Raw genomic sequence first — 15,706 nt, 5'->3', positions numbered from 1 at the left:
AACGGGAGAGGCCCATGCGCGTCCGCCGCCGTACGCTCGCTGCTCTGCTCACGACCGTCCCGCTCGCCGTCGCGGTGGCGGGCTGCTCCGACTCGTCCGCGGGCCAGGTGACCGGCACCCGGGGCCTCCACTTCAGCCAGACCATCGCCAACCCCGCCCAGGGCAACGGCGCCTGCCACCGTTTCGCCCCGAGCGGGGTCGACCACGTCACCAACAACACCGGCGTCGACATCTGGCTGCACAAGGGCCTGGACTGCGACGACCCGTCCGGCCGCCCCAGCACCTACCTGCCCACCACCTTCAGCGCGGGCACCGCCGAGACGCCGGGGCTGTGGCACAGCTTCTCCACCGTGGGCTGGCCGCCGCCGGTCGCACCCAACGTCGGCCGGACCGTCAACTAGCCGAGGCCGGGTCCGGCCCGTTCGCGATCGGCAGGTAGACTCGGTTGCCCGCGGCGGCGAACTCCGCGGACTTGGCGGCCATTCCGGCCCGGACCTCCTCCTCGCTGCCTGCCTCGGCGCCCGGTCCGGTGACAGGCTCCCCGCCGCCGTGCGTGCGCCGGATGTCGTGCGAGATCCTCATCGAGCAGAACTTCGGGCCGCACATGGAGCAGAAGTGCGCGGTCTTGGCCGGCTCGGCGGGCAGCGTCTCGTCGTGGAAGGCGCGGGCGGTGTCGGGGTCGAGGGCCAGGTTGAACTGGTCCTCCCAGCGGAACTCGAAGCGCGCGTCGGACAGCGCGTCGTCCCACTCCTGGGCGCCGGGGTGCCCCTTGGCGAGGTCAGCGGCGTGCGCGGCGATCTTGTAGGTGATCACACCGGTCTTGACGTCGTCGCGGTCCGGCAGCCCGAGGTGCTCCTTCGGGGTGACGTAGCAGAGCATCGCGGTGCCCCACCAGGCGATCATCGCGGCGCCGATGCCCGAGGTGATGTGGTCGTAGCCGGGTGCGACGTCGGTGGTCAGCGGGCCGAGGGTGTAGAACGGCGCCTCCTCGCAGATCTCCTGCTGGAGGTCGATGTTCTCCTTGATCTTGTGCATCGGCACGTGGCCCGGGCCCTCGATCATGGTCTGCACGTGGTGCCGCTTCGCGACGGTGTTGAGCTCGCCCAGCGTGCGCAGTTCGGCGAACTGCGCCTCGTCGTTGGCGTCGGCGATCGAGCCGGGCCGCAGCCCGTCACCGAGCGAGAACGTGACGTCGTACGACGCGAGGATCTCGCACAGCTCCTCGAAGTTCTCGTGGAGGAAGTTCTCGCGGTGGTGGGCCAGGCACCAGGCCGCCATGATCGACCCGCCGCGCGAGACGATGCCGGTCTTGCGGCGCGCGGTCAGCGGCACGTACCGCAGCAGCACTCCCGCGTGCACCGTCATGTAGTCGACGCCCTGCTCGGCCTGCTCGATGACGGTGTCCCGGTAGACGTCCCAGCTCAGCTCCTCGGCGCGGCCGTCCACCTTCTCCAGCGCCTGGTAGAGCGGCACCGTGCCGATGGGGACGGGGGAGTTGCGCAGCACCCACTCGCGGGTGGTGTGGATGTTCCGCCCGGTCGACAGGTCCATCACGGTGTCGGCGCCCCAGCGCGTCGCCCAGGTCATCTTCTCGACCTCCTCCTCGATGGAGGAGGTGACCGCGGAGTTGCCGATGTTGGCGTTGACCTTCACCAGGAACCGCTTGCCGATGATCATCGGCTCGATCTCGGGGTGGTTGACGTTGGCCGGCAGCACCGCCCGGCCCGCGGCGATCTCCGCGCGCACCGTCTCCACCGGCACGTTCTCGCGCAGCGCGACGAACTCCATCTCCGGAGTGGTCTCGCCGCGCCGGGCGTACGCGAGTTGGGTGACCGGCCGGCCTGACCGTCCGCGGCGGGGGAGCCGGGGCCGGCCGGGGAAGACCGCGTCGAGGTTGCGCAGGCCGCCGCGTGGTGCGGTGTGCCTGAGCCCGTCGTCCTCCGGCCGGACCGGGCGGCCCGGGTACTCCTCGGTGTCGCCGCGGGCGACGATCCAGTGCTCCCGGAGGGGCGCCAGGCCCCGCCGGACGTCGGTGTCGACCGACGGGTCGGTGTACGGGCCGGACGTGTCGTACAGCGTCACGTCGCGGCCGTCGGTCAGGTGCACTTGGCGGACCGGTACCCGCAGGTCCGGTCGGGTTCCGCTGGGACCGGTGAGGTACGACTTGTGCCAGCCGGTTTCCCGCGCGTGCGCATCCTGCATGGTCATGTGAGACCTACTCCCTACGCCGGCATTACCCGGTAACAGGTTCAGCGGTCGGCGCAGCGCTCGCCCGAAGCGATGTCAGCGCCCTCTCAGCCCGGTGCTCCGAGCTCCCGCGTTTGCAAAGGTGCTGCCAACGGTAGCCGCTGGGTGCGGACATCCACCAGGGGCCCTTGCGATGATCGGTGCGTGGACTCCCCTCAGGCCGGCGAGCACGGCCCGCATCCCGCCGCACCGCACGGGCACGGCCACAGCCACGGGCACGCGCACGGCCCGGTGCCGCCGGTCTCCCGACATCTGCGGAAGGTGATCGCGGCCGTACTGGTGCCGTTCGCGGCCGCGGTGGTGGCCGGCATGGTGCTGCTGTGGCCGGGCGGCGCGCCGTCGCACGCACGCAGCGGCGTCGGCTTCGACCAGCAGACGCGGCCGGGCAAGGTCGTCCAACTCGTGCACGTGTCCTGCAAACAGGCCGGCGCCCTGCCCAACACCGACGGCACGGGCGACGGTTCGAGCAGTTCCACCGGCACGTCGGGTACGGCGGCGGGCGGTTCGTCCACCGCGGCCCCGTCAAGTGACGCCTGCCAGAAGGCGACGATCGAGGTGATGTCCGGCCCGGACCGGGGCACGAAGTTCACCGAGATCGTGCAGCCCGACCAGACCCGCCGCTACACCAAGGGCGAGGGCGTCGTCCTGGCCTACGCCCCGGACGCCCCGAAGAACCTGCGCTACTCGGTCACCGACGTCGACCGCGGCATGCCGATCGCGCTGCTCGCGCTGGCGTTCGCGCTCGTCGTGGTCCTGGTCGGCCGGCTGCGCGGCATCATGGCGCTGGTCGCGCTGGCGATCTCGTTCGCGGTCCTGACGCTGTTCATCCTCCCGGCGATCCTGCGCGGCGACAACCCGCTGCTGGTCGCGGTGGTCGGCGGCAGCGCGATCATGCTCATCGCGCTGTACCTGTGCCACGGGGTCAGCGCGCGGACGTCCGTGGCGGTGCTCGGCACACTCTGCTCGCTGTTCCTGATCGGGGCGCTCGGCTCGGTCTTCATCGGCTGGGCCCACCTGACCGGCAACACCTCCGACGAGACCGGGCTGATCCACACCCTCTACCCGGGCATCGAGATCAAGGGGGTGCTGCTGGCCGGAGTGATCATCGGCTCGCTCGGGGTGCTCGACGACGTGACCGTCACCCAGGTCGCGGCCGTCTGGGAGCTGAAGGACGCCGACCCGACGGCGAACTGGCGCAAGCTGTACGGGGCCGGGATGCGGATCGGCCGCGACCACATCGCCTCGGTCGTCAACACCCTGGTGATGGCGTACGCGGGCGCCGCCCTGCCGCTGCTGCTGCTCTTCTCCATCGCCCGCAGCGGGGTGTTCCAGGTGGCGAGCAGCGAACTGGTGGCCGAGGAGATCGTCCGCACCCTGGTCGGCAGCATCGGCCTGGTCGCGTCGGTGCCGCTGACGACGGCGCTGGCCGCCCTGGTGGTCAGCGCGGACCGCGGTGACCGGGGCGGTAGGGGCGGGCCGCGGCCCGGTCCGGGCGACCCGTCGGCGGCGCTCCCCGGCCAGTCCCGTCCCTCCAGTGCAGGCCACAGCCACCGCCGGAAGAAATGAGCAGCGGACCGGCGAACGGCCCGAGCCGTTCACCGGTCCGCGAGGTACCGTCCCGGCCTCGGCCGCCGGGAGGCCGACATCACCAGTCGCGCTTCTTGCCGGAGCCACCGGACGTGACCCGCTTCACCACGAACACCAGCGCGGCGACCAGGACCACGAAGACGAACACCTTGAACAGCAGGCCGATCACGAAGCTCACCAGGCTCGCGATCAGCGTGCCGAACACGACCAGGGCGATGACCGGGATGCCGATCCACTTGACCCACCAGGGCAGGCTCTTCAGCAGACTCTTCATGACGCTCTCTCGCTCCTAGGTCACTGTGCGGGGCGCACTCCGCTCCCCGGTGTCGCGGCGCGGTGCCGCTTGCGTGCCGTACTCCGACTGTAGGTCCACGAAGGGCCCCGGCGAAGGCCGGGAAGGCCCCATCCGACCCTGATCGGACCCTTAGGGCTCCGGGGGCGAGAAGACCACCATGACCCTGAGGTCCTCGGTGATGTGGTGGAAGCGGTGCGGGGTCCGGGCCGGCACGTAGACGACGCTGCCGCGCGCGACCGCGGTGGTCTCCTCGCCCACGGTGATCGCGCCGCGGCCGCTGACCACGAGGTAGACCTCGTCCTGCTCGTGCGGCTGCTGCGGGTCGCTCTGGCCGGCGTCGAGCGCGTAGAGCCCGGCCGACATGGTGCGTTCCCGCAGGAAGCGCAGGTAGGCGCCCTGGTTCGCGGCACGCTCCGCGTCCAGGTCGTCGAGCCGGAACACCTTCATTTTTCGCTCCTCCGCTGCGGTACGGCCACGGTTCCGTCGCGTCTCTTGTCCTGATGATCAGACCTGCGACGATCTCACCATGAAGAATTTCCTCGTCAAGACCCTGGCGAATGCCGCGGCCCTGGGGGTTGCGGTCTGGCTGCTCAAGGACATCACGCTCACCGGCCACTCGGTGTGGCGCGAAGCACTGACGCTCATACTCGTCGCCCTCGTCTTCGGCGTGGTGAACTGGCTGGTGAAGCCGGTCGTCAAGGTGCTGTCGTTTCCGCTGTTCATCCTCACCCTGGGCCTGATCACCCTCGTGGTGAACGCGCTGATGCTGCTGTTGACCTCATGGCTGGCCGGCCACCTCGGCCTGAAGTTCCATGTGCACGGTTTCTGGACCGCGGTGCTCGGCGGTCTGATCGTCAGCATCGTCGCCTGGGCGATGCACCTGGTCCTCCCGGACGAGGACGACTGAGCGCAGGGCGACCGAGCACGAGCACGCGGACGAACCCGCGGGGACGACGGACACGGAGGACGAGGGCCGGATGACGCAGGACAGCACGGCGCAGCAGGCGGCGGGGGACATCGGCGACAGCACCCGGAGTGTGCACGCCGGCCGCCCCGAGGCCAGGCCGTACGAACCGTCGCTGCCCGGTCCGGTGTTCGTCTCGCACTACCACCTGCCCGGTGAGCCCACCGGTCCGTACGCCTACGGCCGGGACGACAACCCCACCTGGGACCTGCTGGAGCAGGCGATCGCGGAGCTGGAGGCGCCCGGCGACCCGGACGCCACCACGCTCTCCTTCGCCTCCGGCATGGCGGCGATCTCGGCGGTGCTGCTGTCGCAGGTGCGCGCCGGGGACGCGGTCGTCCTCCCGTCGGACTGCTACCAGACGACGCGCGCCCTGGTCGAGCGCCTGGAGTCGTACGGCGTGCAGGTGCGGATGGCGCCGACCGCCGGTGATGCGCAGCTGCCGCTGCTGGACGGCGCCCGGCTGGTGTGGCTGGAGACCCCGTCCAACCCGGAGCTGGACGTGTGCGACGTCCGGCGGCTGGTCGGCGCCGCCCACGCGGCGGGCGTCCTGGTCGCCGTCGACAACACACTGGCCACGCCGCTGGGGCAGCGGCCGCTCGAACTGGGCGCGGACTTCTCCGTGTCCAGTGGCACCAAGGCGCTCAACGGCCACGGCGACCTGCTGATGGGATACGTCACCACGCGCAGCGCCGAACTGGCCGACTCCGTCCGCAAGTGGCGCAAGACCGTGGGCGCCATCCCGGGGCCGATGGAGGCATGGCTCGCGCACCGCTCCCTGGCCACGCTCGCCCTGCGGGTGGACCGCCAGGCGGCCAACGCGCTGGCGCTGGCCCGCGCCCTGCTGGAGCGGCCCGAGGTGTCGGGGGTACGGCACCCGGGGCTGCCCGGCGACCCCTCGCACGCGGTCGCGGTGACGCAGATGCGCCGCTTCGGCAGCGTGGTGTCCTTCACGCTGCCCGACCGGGAGCACGCGGAGCGCTTCCTCGGCGCGCTGCGGATGACCTCGGAGGCGACCAGCTTCGGCAGCGTGCAGTGCACCGCCGAGCGCCGGGCCCGCTGGGGCGGGGACGCGGTGGCCCCGGGCTTCGTCCGCTTCTCGGTGGGCGTCGAGGACCCTGACGACATCGTCGCGGACGTGCGCCGCGCCCTCGACGAGGCCGCGCGCGGCCGGTAGAGCCGCGGGGTCGACGTGCCGGCCGTGATTTCCCCGGCGGCGCCACGTTTGCCCGGCGTCCGGTCGCGGCAGATCTCAGGCATGCCTCCGGACACGCTCCCACTCCCCTCCACCCGGCCGGTGGTCAAACGCACGGCCCGCGCGATCATCCTCGACGGCGACCGGCTGGTGCTGATCAAGCGGACCAAGCCCGGCCTCGCCCCCTACTGGCTCACTCCCGGCGGCGGTGTCGAGGAGGACGACACCGGCGTGCTCGGCGCGCTGCACCGCGAGATCGACGAGGAACTCGGCGGGAAGATCACCGACCCGGTGCCCGCCTTCGTCGACACCGTCGAGCACATCGCGGCCAACGGCTCGCACGGCGTCAAGGTGCAGTACTTCTTCGTCTGCCGGCTGGAGTCGATGGACCTGGACCGGCGGCACGGCCCGGAGATCGACGAGCCGTGCGGCAGCTACGAGATCGTGCGGGTGCCGTTCACCCGGATGGGACTGGCCTCCGTGGAGATCGTGCCGCTGACCCTGCGGCACTACCTGGACGCGAACATCGAAGGGGTGCTCGGGCTGCTCGGCCCCGACCTGGGCTGCTGAGGCGCCACGCCCGGGGCCCCGGTCCGTCTGCCCGCCCCCGCAAGGCCCCCGCCCCCGGTCGTTCCGGCGAGGGCGGCGGTCAGGCCTCCGCCACCAGCGCGTACGCCTCGCGCAGGTCGCTGCCGGTGTACGCGTGCGTGGCCAGTCCGCTGACGTGATCATCCCCGTTGACGGCCACCGAGAGCGGGACCACGCCGAACAGCGCGGTGTCCGACAGCGAGTCGCCGTAGGCCACGCAGTCGTCGCGGCGGACACCGTAGCGGGCGCACAGCTCGTCGGCGATGGCCACCTTGGACTCGGGCATCAGGATGCCCGACAGGTCGAGGATGGCGTCCGGCGCGAAGGGGAAGGTCGGGAAGACCGAGGCCCGCGCCTCGTGGACGCCCCACGCCCGCAGCCGGGTCACGAAGAAGTCCGGCGAGAGCGACACCACCGCGCAGTGGTCGCCGCGGGCGGTGATGTCGGCCCAGACCTCGCGAATCCCCGTCAGCCACGGCGCACCCGCGAAGGCGGTCGCCACGTGACGTTCCGTGAGCACGGACCACATCCGGTAGGCCTGTCGCGCAAAGTGCGGCGAGTCGATCTCACCGCTGCCCAGCGCGCGGTCCAGCTCTCGGAACTCGGCCGTCATGCCGATCTGCCGGGCGATCTCCATGCCGGCGGAGGTGCCGGGCATCAGTGTGCCGTCCATGTCGAATATGTGCAGCCGAGCCATCCTGCCCCCTTGTCGTCCCGCCAGTGTTCCACGTGGAACACTCCGCGTGACCAGCCCCCGTCCTCTGCCGGCCGTGTCAGTTGTCGGCGCCCGTCGCCGCCGTGTCCGCCGTCAGCTCCAGCCGGGGAAGCCGCCCGGTACCGGTGCCTGCCGGTCGTAGGGCTCCCGGGTGAACACGAACGACCCCACGTCGAGATGGCTGAGGGTGCCGTCGTCCCGCCGCACCGCCCGAAGCGTCTCGCCGGCGTAGTAGCCGTCCTGCCCGGTCCAGGTACCGTCCGGTTCCACGTGGAACACCGTCCCGCGGCCCTGGCCGACCAGCGGCCGCAGTTCCACGTCGCCGGAGGCGTGGACGAGCAGCCCGTACCCGCGGGTGCCCCAGTACCAGGCGCCGGCCAGTTCGAGCAGCGCGGCGTCGAGGGAGTCGGCGGGCCGCCACGGCGCGGGGAAGGCGGGTTCGGCGTCCGCGGTGATCGTCAACAGGTCGGCCGCGAGGCCGCTCACGGCGGGCCCCGACGTCGCGTTGGTCAGTGCGACCGCGCCGAGCCGTTCCTCCACGTCCACCCACACCGTCGCCAGGAAGCCCGGCATCGAGCCGGTGTGGCCGATCAGGGTACGGCCGTGGTGCCGCGTGATCTGAATGCCGAGGCCGTACCCGGCGCCGGGCTCACTCGCCTCGGCAGGCGCCGCCGGGACTCGCATCTCCGCCACGGTCGCCTCGGCCAGGACCCCGTCCCGACCACCGGCCAGGAACGCCGCCCACCGGGCGAGGTCGTCGACCGTCGACCACAACTCCCCGGCCGGCGCCATCAGTCCGGTCTGCTGCACCGCCTCGGGCACCATCACATCGGCCCACGGGTGCACGGCGAACCCGCCCGCCGCGGGCTGCTGCGGCAGCAGCCCGGTCCGGCCCATCCCCAGCGGGTCCAGCACTTCGCTCTGGAGGGCGTCTCCCCACGGCCGGTCCCGCAGTCGGGCCACCACCGCTCCGAGCAGCGCGAAACCGGGGTTGGAGTAGTGGTGCCGCCGCCCCGCAGGATGCTTGACGGGTGTCTCGCCGAGTACGTCCGCCAGCTCCGGCCGCAGGTCGCCCGGGGTGCGCTCCCACCACGGACCGGGTGTCTCGGAGGCGATACCCGAGGTGTGCGCGAGCAGTTGGCCGATCGTCGCTCCGCCCACCGCCGTGCCCGGCAGGTGCTTCTCCAGCGGGTCGGTGAGCGCCAACCTGCCCTCGTCGCGCAGCCGCATCACCAGCACCGCGACGAAGCTCTTGGTCAACGACCCGATCCGGTACTGCGTGTCGGTGTCCGGCGCGTGCCCCTCGACCATGCTGCACGCGCCGCTCCACACCAGCGCTCCGTCCCGCACCACCCCGCCGATCAGCGACGGCGTACGGCCCCTGGCCTGTTCCACCGCGACCCGGTGCATCAGCGCCCGCATCGTGGTGGGCAGCAGCTCGCCCCCGTACGCCTGCGGAGAGTCGGTCGTCACCACGTGCCCCCTGCCCTTCTGCCGAGCTCCGCCCGGCACTACCGCTGATCGACATCCGCACCGACCGTACCCCCGGGAGGCGGACGGCAGGGGCGCCGGCGCCCACCCACCACGACCACCCCGTACGGACCGCCGGAATCCCTCCGGCCTTACGTGTCGGAACGGTTGACACCTCCCACAGCCCGGCGTGACCATCACGTCGGCCCGAGAGCGCTCTCACCGCGCCATGTCCGCGCTCCGCGCCACCTGTCGGTCCCCCCAACGCGCGTGCCGTCACCCGACATCCAGGAGTACACATGAGGGTCACCCCAAGAGGGCTCTCCTATCCGGCCCGTAAACGTTTCCGACGCTCTCCGCGGAGTGTCGTCCTGCTCGTCCTGGCGCTCATCGCCTCGGCGTACCTCTCGCTGAACCCGGCCTCATCCCAGGCCGCCGCACCCCAACTGCTCTCCCAGGGCAAGCCGGCCACGGCCTCCTCGGTCCAGGACGCCTTCACCGCCAACGCGGCGGTCGACGGCAACGCCGGCACCCGGTGGTCCAGCGCGGCCGCCGACCCCCAGTGGCTCCAGGTCGACCTGGGCGCCAGCCACTCCCTCACCCAGGTCGTGCTCAACTGGGAGACGGCGTACGGCACCTCGTACCAGATCCAGACCTCGCAGGACGGCACGGACTGGACCGATGTGTACTCCACCACCAGCGGCAGCGGAGGCGTCCAGACCCTGGCCGTCAGCGGCACCGGCCGCTACGTGCGGATGTACGGCACCAAGCGTGCCACCCAGTACGGCTACTCCCTCTGGGAGTTCCAGGTCTACGGCTCCGGCGACGACACCCCGCCCACGTCCTGCGGCGACACGAACGCGGCCCTCGGCAAGCCGTCCAGTGCCTCGTCGACCGAGAACGCCGGCACCCCCGCGGCAGCCGCCTTCGACGGCAACGCCGGCACCCGGTGGTCCAGCGCGGCCGCCGATCCGCAGTGGGTCCAGGTCGACCTCGGCTCCTCGCAGAGCATCTGCGGCGCCCAACTGACCTGGGAGACCGCGTACGCGACGGCGTATCAGATCCAGCTCTCCGACGACGGTTCCACGTGGAACACGGTGTACTCCACCACGACCGGCGCCGGCGGCACCGAGAACCTCTCCTTCAGCGGCACCGGCCGCTATGTGCGCATGTACGGCACCCAGCGCGCCACCCAGTACGGCTACTCCCTCTGGGAGTTCACCGTCCTCACCCCGGGCGGTACCGGCACCCCGCCGACCGGCGGAGACGGCGACTGCCCGTGGGTCGGCTCGACGGCGCCGGTCGCGGACCGCGTGGCGCAGGTGATGGCGCAGATGACGAACGCCGAGAAGGTGTCGATCCTGCACGGCAACAACAACGCCTCGCCGTACATCGGCAACATCAGCGGCATCCCGTCGCTGTGCATCCCCGCGCTCGGGCTCCAGGACGGTCCGCACGGCGTGGGCGATGGGCTCGGCGGCGTGACGCAGATGCCGTCCGCGAACGCCTCGGCGGCCACCTGGGACACCGCGCTGGAGCAGCAGTACGGTGCCGCGATCGGCGCCGAGTTCGCGGGCAAGGGCGCGCAGGTGGCGCTCGGTCCGACGCTGAACATCGTCCGCGACCCGCGCTGGGGCCGCGCGTTCGAGACGTTCGGCGAGGACCCGTACCTCAACGGGCAGATGGCCGCCGCCGACATCAAGGGCATCCAGAGCCAGGGCGTGATGGCCGAGATGAAGCACGTGGCCGTCTACAACATCGAGAACCCGGCGGGCACGGTGATCGTCGACGACCGCACCCTCCAGGAGCTGTACCTGCCCGCTTTCCAGGCGGCGGTGGCGCAGGGCGCGCCCGCGGCGGCCATGTGCGCGTACAGCGTCGTCAACAACGTGCCGGCCTGCCAGAACCCGGCGCTGCTGAACGTCGGCCTGTACCAGCAGGCGAACTTCGGCGGCTTCGTCACCAGCGACTGGGGCGGCACGCACTCGACGCAGGAATCGGCGAACGCGGGGCTGACGGTGGAGATGCCCAACGGCTACTTCTACGCCGACTTCCTCGCGCAGGCGGTGGCCGACGGCACCGTCAGCCAGGCAACTCTCGGCACGATGACCAGCCGGCTGCTCACGCAGTACTTCGCGTTCGGGCTGTTCGACAAGGCGCCCAGCGGCTCGACCGGCGCCACCGTCACCAGCGCCGCCCACCAGCAGGTCGCGCTCCAGGGGGCCGAGGAGGGCGCGGTGCTGCTGAAGAACAACGGCATCCTCCCGCTGTCCACCGCCACCACCAAGTCGATCGCCGTGATCGGCTGGGACGGCGGCGCCGGAGTGCAGAGCATCGGCGGCGGCAGCGCCACCACCACCAGTTCCGGCACGGTCTGGCCGATCACCGGCATGCAGGACCGGGTGGCGGGCACCGACACGACGGTGCAGTACGACAACGGGACCGATCTCGACTCGGCGGTCGCGCTGGCCCGTGGCTCGGACGTGGCGATCGTCTACGCGTCGGACAACTACGGGAACGAGGAGCACGACACCACCACGCTGGACCTGCCCAACAACGGCGGCAGCTCGGTCAGCGACAACGACATGATCGCCGAGGTGGCCGCGGCCAACCCGCACACGATCGTGGTGCTCAACGACAACTCGGCGGTCACCATGCCGTGGCTCGACCAAGTCGCGGCCGTCTTCGAGGGCTTCTACCCGGGGCAGGAGATCGGCACGGCGATGGCCGCGCTGATCTTCGGTGACGTCGACCCGTCCGGCAAGCTGCCGGTCACCTTCCCGAAGTCGCTGGCCGACGTGCCCGCGCACACGGCGGCGCAGTGGCCGGGCACCAACGGGCAGGTCCAGTACAGCGAGGGTCTGGACGTCGGGTACCGGTGGTACGACGCGAAGAACATCACCCCGCTCTTCCCGTTCGGCTTCGGCCTGTCGTACACCACCTTCGGGTTCAGCGGCCTCCAGGTGGGGGCGCTGAGCGGTGGGACGGCGACCGTGCACGCCACGGTCACCAACACCGGGTCGCGCGCCGGCACGGAGGTCGCGCAGCTCTACGTCGGGGACCCGGCGTCCACCGGTGAGCCCGTGCACCAGTTGCGCGGGTACCAGCGGGTCACCCTCGACCCGGGCCAGTCCAAGACGGTGGCCTTCACCGTCAGCGCGCACGACCTCGCCTACTGGAACACCTCGGCCGGCAACTGGACCACCGCGGCGGGCTCCTACCAGATCCTGGTGGGCGACTCCTCGCGGAACCTGCCGCTGACCGGCACCCTCGACGTACCGACCACCGTCACCCCGGCCGCAACCGCCACCACACCCCTGTCCCTGCCCAACCCGTACGGCATGAGCAGCCCGGTGCACCAGCAGGTCGACTGGGCGTACGGCAGGAACACCGACGGCACCACCTACACCGCCACCGGCCTGCCCCCGGGCATCTCCCTCTCCACCGACGGCACCTTCAGCGGAGCCGCCACCCAGCCCGGCACCTTCACCGTCACCGTCACCGTCACCGGCCGCACCCCGACCGCCACCCCAGGCTCCGCCACCTTCATCTGGACCACCACCTAGCCCCACCCCCTCCCGGCGCCCCCGCCCCCACCCGGCCGGGGGCGCCCCACCGCGATCAGCCGAGCTCGGCAGCTCCGAAGCACGCAACCCCCGCACCGGTCTGCAAGGCCCAGTACCGGTCCCCGTACGACCAGTGCCACCACTCCGTCGGGTAGTTGACGAGCCCGGCAGCCGTCAGCACGGCGCCCAGCAGCTCACGGCGCGAGGCCGCCTCCCGGCTGATGTTGCCGGCCCCGGTGTAGCAGGCACCGGCGCTCTCCTCCGGCGTCGCGTTCATACGCGTACCCATGTCGAGCTCATGTCCGTCGGCGTCCGCGAGTGTCACGTCTACGGCGGCGCCCGCGCTGTGGGGAGCGATCTCCGGCGGGGACACGTAGCGGCTGGCGGCCGAGCGGATCTGTGCCGCGGACCACTCCGGGTGCACGGCCCGCAGGTCCGTCGCGTACGCGTCGAAGTAGCGGCGCTGGAGCGACGGTGGCCGGTATCCCTCGACGAACAGCAGCCGTATCCCCGGGGGCAGGTGTCCCTGTGCGTCGAGGAGCCTGTCGAGCACTCCCTGCCGTACGTGGGCGAAGGCGCCCGCGGGGTCCTGCTTCCTTTCGTCGACCAGAAGTGCGGGGCTCCGTCGTACGTCGGTGAGGGGTTCACCGCACTCCTGGAGCGGCACCGCGGCCACCCTGGCGTCGGACATCAAGACGATCTCGGTCATGGCCCGATCATTCCGTGGCGGGTGGTGAAGCGCTGCCCCGACGGCCGCACCGCACCCTTCCTTCGGGTTTCCGGTCGGGGGTGCGGTGAGCTTTGGGTCAGGAGGTGAGCATGCGGGTGCGGAGGGCGGTGAGGTTCTTGCGGGTCAGGCCGAGGCCGCCGTGGGCGAGGGGGGTGGTGGCGTAGTTCTCGACGGTGCCGAAGTGGGCGGTGACGTAGTCGAGGCCGGCGTCGAGGTAGGAGGTCTCGACCTTCATGAAGGCAGTGTAGACGGCTTCCTCGTTCTGGGCGGCCGCGGTGGCGTCCGCGGAGGTGGCGCCCTTGGCGATGGCGGCCTGGTACGTCGCGTCGTAGATGCTCTTCAGCGCGCTCTGGGTGGCGGCGGAGCCGAAGGAGTAGGTGTTGCTGAGGAGGTAGTCCTCGGTGACGGTGGACTTCGAGACGCCCAGCAGCGACAGCAGCAGCGCGGAGGCCCAGCCGGTGCGGTCCTTGCCCGCGGAGCAGTGGTACAGGGTGGCGCCCTTGCTGCCGGCGATCTGGGTGAGCAGCTTGCCGAAGTCGGTGCGGGCGTTGAGCGACGAGGCCATGCTGACCTCGCCGTCCTGCATCATCTTCTCGGCCGCGGCCTCGGTGTCGATGCCGCTGGGCAGGCCGGTGCCCTGGGTGCCGCTGATGTTCAGCTCCTCCCACGCCGCACCGATCGGCACGACGTCCGCGGCGGCCGTGACCTCGTCGGGAGTGCGCAGGTCGGCGTCGAGGGTGATGCCGAAGGTGTTGACGACGACGGCGTCGGCCGGGGTCAGGGAGAGCGCGGCGGAGCGGTAGACGGCGCCCATCTTGACCCAGTGGCCGTCGGTGGTGCGGTAGCCGCCGGCGTCGCGCAGGTTCGGGTCGCTGGCGAGGTCCAGGTCGCGGATGGTGAGGGTCAGCGGGGCCCCGGTGGAGGGGACGAGCCGGACCCAGTTGCCGTGCGCGCCGGAGACGGTCAGGGTGGCGGTTCCGGCGCCGCTGCCGACCAGGGTGCGCTGCGCGTCGGCGGTCGCACCCGCGTACACGGAGACGTGCGTGGCGCTGGAGGCCCACGACACCTTCAGGGTGCCGACGGTGCTTCCCGCGGTGACGGAAGCGGCGGTGAAGGGGACTGCCTTGGCGGCGGGCTTCCCGGCGTTGTTTCCGGCGACCTTCCCGGAAGCCTTCCCGGATGTCGGAGCCGGTGCGGCGGCGGCCGCGTCCGTCGCGGCGAACGTCCCCAGCAGGGTTCCGGCGGCCAGCAGGGAGGTGGCGGCCAGCGCGACCCGCTTGGTGCGCGGGCTGTTGACGCGGTTGTGAGCCTCAGTCATGTGTTCGGGTCTTTCGGCTGGGGCTGCCGTCCCCTTGGGGAGGCGGCGACCTGGGCGGGCGCCCACGCCGAGCGTGAGCGGCACGGCCCGTGGGTTGCCGTGCCCCGCGATCCCAACTCATCTAGATGAGATCCCCGGGCGCACCGGATGACCCGGAGGCGACGCAGGTGTGAACGCTGGGGTGGCCCTCCGGGCCCGACCAGGGCCGATTCAGGCGCCGCCGCGCCCCTCCTGCGGGCGGTAGCGCATCACGTACTTCGAACGGGACCCGAGGGCGTAGCGCCGTACGTAGAAGACCGGCGTCCCGTCCGGGTCGACGCTGACCCCGTCGCGGACCATGACGGCCGTCCCCACCCGCACCTTGAGCTGCTCGGCGACGAACAGCCCCGCCGACGCCGCCGTGAAGCCCCGCCAGTCATTGACCCAGGTCACGCCGTACTCGCGCGCCAGCACCACCGCCAGGTGAGGACCGTCCCCCCAGCGCTGCGGCAGCGTGCCGAAGCGCCGCCGGTCGAGCCAGTAGTCGCACGGCACCGCCTGCCCGGCCTGCGCCGTCGCCGGCCCCAGGCCGCGCACCTCCAGCAGGGTGCGCACCAGCAGCAGTTCGCCCGGGTCCACCCCCATGTGCCCGGCCGCTTCCCTGTCGCTGCTGTCGCCGAAGGACAGGACGTGCTCGACGACCGACGGCGCGGGGTCCTCCCGCGTCGCCCACTGGCCGCCCGCGGTCTCCCACCGCTCGCTGCCCGGGTCGATCGTCACCTCGACCGTGGTGGCGGGCTCGGACACGTAGGTGCCCTTGCCGTGCCGGATGGCCACCGCCCCGGCGCGCTCCAACTCGTCGAGTGCCTGCCGCACCGTCAACCGGTTGACGCCGAACTCCCGCACCAGCTCCGGCTCGGACGGCAGCTTCTCGCCCGGCCCCCACTCTCCCGCGTCGATCCGGCCCTGCAACGCCGTCGACAACTGCCGGTACACAGGCACGGACTGACGAGACACGGCGCGAGGCTAACACGCCCACCACGGCGGCGCCC

The 15,706-nt window shown here is 71.7% G+C and carries 14 protein-coding genes; 6 read left to right on the top strand and 8 right to left on the bottom strand.

What is annotated here, in order from left to right; translation table 11 throughout:
• Window positions 1-14 precede the first annotated feature (14 nt).
• Window positions 15-401 (top strand): hypothetical protein, encoded by a 387-nt coding sequence (locus AC3EVP_RS07575; RefSeq protein ID WP_435127465.1) that lies wholly within the window; start codon window positions 15-17, stop codon window positions 399-401.
• Here AC3EVP_RS07575 and thiC read toward each other — a convergent pair.
• Window positions 394-2,208 (bottom strand): phosphomethylpyrimidine synthase ThiC, encoded by a 1,815-nt coding sequence (thiC, locus tag AC3EVP_RS07570; RefSeq protein WP_435127463.1) that lies wholly within the window; start codon window positions 2,206-2,208, stop codon window positions 394-396. The genes AC3EVP_RS07575 and thiC overlap by 8 nt on opposite strands.
• A 72-nt stretch (window positions 2,209-2,280) precedes the next feature.
• Between thiC and AC3EVP_RS07565 the strand changes: the two genes are divergently transcribed.
• Complete coding sequence (locus AC3EVP_RS07565; protein WP_435127461.1) at window positions 2,281-3,813, top strand: YibE/F family protein; 1,533 nt, start codon at window positions 2,281-2,283, stop codon at window positions 3,811-3,813.
• 79 nt (window positions 3,814-3,892) lie between these two features.
• On the opposite strand, the gene AC3EVP_RS07560 is transcribed toward AC3EVP_RS07565, so the two are convergent.
• A complete protein-coding gene (locus AC3EVP_RS07560; protein WP_335971717.1) occupies window positions 3,893-4,108 on the bottom strand; it encodes a DUF5326 family protein in 216 nt (71 codons plus the stop codon).
• A 150-nt stretch (window positions 4,109-4,258) separates the two neighbouring features.
• A complete protein-coding gene (locus AC3EVP_RS07555; RefSeq protein ID WP_335971719.1) occupies window positions 4,259-4,576 on the bottom strand; it encodes a cupin domain-containing protein in 318 nt (105 codons plus the stop codon).
• A gap of 79 nt (window positions 4,577-4,655) precedes the next feature.
• Between AC3EVP_RS07555 and AC3EVP_RS07550 the strand changes: the two genes are divergently transcribed.
• From AC3EVP_RS07550 to AC3EVP_RS07540, 3 genes are all read left to right on the top strand, one after another.
• Window positions 4,656-5,036, top strand: a complete 381-nt coding sequence (locus tag AC3EVP_RS07550; protein ID WP_335971722.1) for a phage holin family protein — start codon at window positions 4,656-4,658, stop codon at window positions 5,034-5,036.
• Between the two features lie 70 nt (window positions 5,037-5,106).
• Complete coding sequence (locus AC3EVP_RS07545; RefSeq protein WP_435127458.1) at window positions 5,107-6,270, top strand: cystathionine gamma-lyase; 1,164 nt, start codon at window positions 5,107-5,109, stop codon at window positions 6,268-6,270.
• Between the two features lie 81 nt (window positions 6,271-6,351).
• Window positions 6,352-6,858 (top strand): NUDIX domain-containing protein, encoded by a 507-nt coding sequence (locus tag AC3EVP_RS07540; protein ID WP_335971728.1) that lies wholly within the window; start codon window positions 6,352-6,354, stop codon window positions 6,856-6,858.
• Window positions 6,859-6,937: 79 nt separating this feature from the next.
• On the opposite strand, the gene AC3EVP_RS07535 is transcribed toward AC3EVP_RS07540, so the two are convergent.
• Window positions 6,938-7,573, bottom strand: coding sequence for an HAD family hydrolase (locus tag AC3EVP_RS07535; RefSeq protein WP_435127455.1), 636 nt, complete (start codon window positions 7,571-7,573; stop codon window positions 6,938-6,940).
• A gap of 111 nt (window positions 7,574-7,684) precedes the next feature.
• Window positions 7,685-9,013, bottom strand: coding sequence for a serine hydrolase domain-containing protein (locus AC3EVP_RS07530; protein ID WP_435127837.1), 1,329 nt, complete (start codon window positions 9,011-9,013; stop codon window positions 7,685-7,687).
• A gap of 347 nt (window positions 9,014-9,360) precedes the next feature.
• Between AC3EVP_RS07530 and AC3EVP_RS07525 the strand changes: the two genes are divergently transcribed.
• Window positions 9,361-12,627: a discoidin domain-containing protein gene (locus tag AC3EVP_RS07525; RefSeq protein ID WP_435127453.1), complete on the top strand. Its 3,267-nt coding sequence runs from the start codon at window positions 9,361-9,363 to the stop codon at window positions 12,625-12,627.
• 55 nt (window positions 12,628-12,682) lie between these two features.
• Here the strand turns inward: AC3EVP_RS07525 and AC3EVP_RS07520 are convergent, their stop codons facing one another.
• The 3 genes from AC3EVP_RS07520 to AC3EVP_RS07510 form a co-directional block, all read right to left on the bottom strand.
• A complete protein-coding gene (locus AC3EVP_RS07520) occupies window positions 12,683-13,336 on the bottom strand; it encodes a M15 family metallopeptidase (RefSeq protein WP_435127451.1) in 654 nt (217 codons plus the stop codon).
• Window positions 13,337-13,433: 97 nt separating this feature from the next.
• Window positions 13,434-14,675 carry a tyrosine-protein phosphatase gene (locus AC3EVP_RS07515; RefSeq protein WP_435127449.1) on the bottom strand — a complete coding sequence of 414 codons (1,242 nt, stop codon included), beginning with the start codon at window positions 14,673-14,675 and terminating at the stop codon, window positions 13,434-13,436.
• A 210-nt stretch (window positions 14,676-14,885) separates the two neighbouring features.
• Complete coding sequence (locus tag AC3EVP_RS07510) at window positions 14,886-15,671, bottom strand: GntR family transcriptional regulator (RefSeq protein ID WP_435127447.1); 786 nt, start codon at window positions 15,669-15,671, stop codon at window positions 14,886-14,888.
• Between the last annotated feature and the right edge of the window lie 35 nt (window positions 15,672-15,706).

Source organism: Actinacidiphila sp. bgisy144 (genome assembly GCF_057708105.1).
The sequence above is the reverse complement of the archived record's forward strand: the minus strand, read 5'-3'. Positions and strand labels throughout refer to the sequence as shown.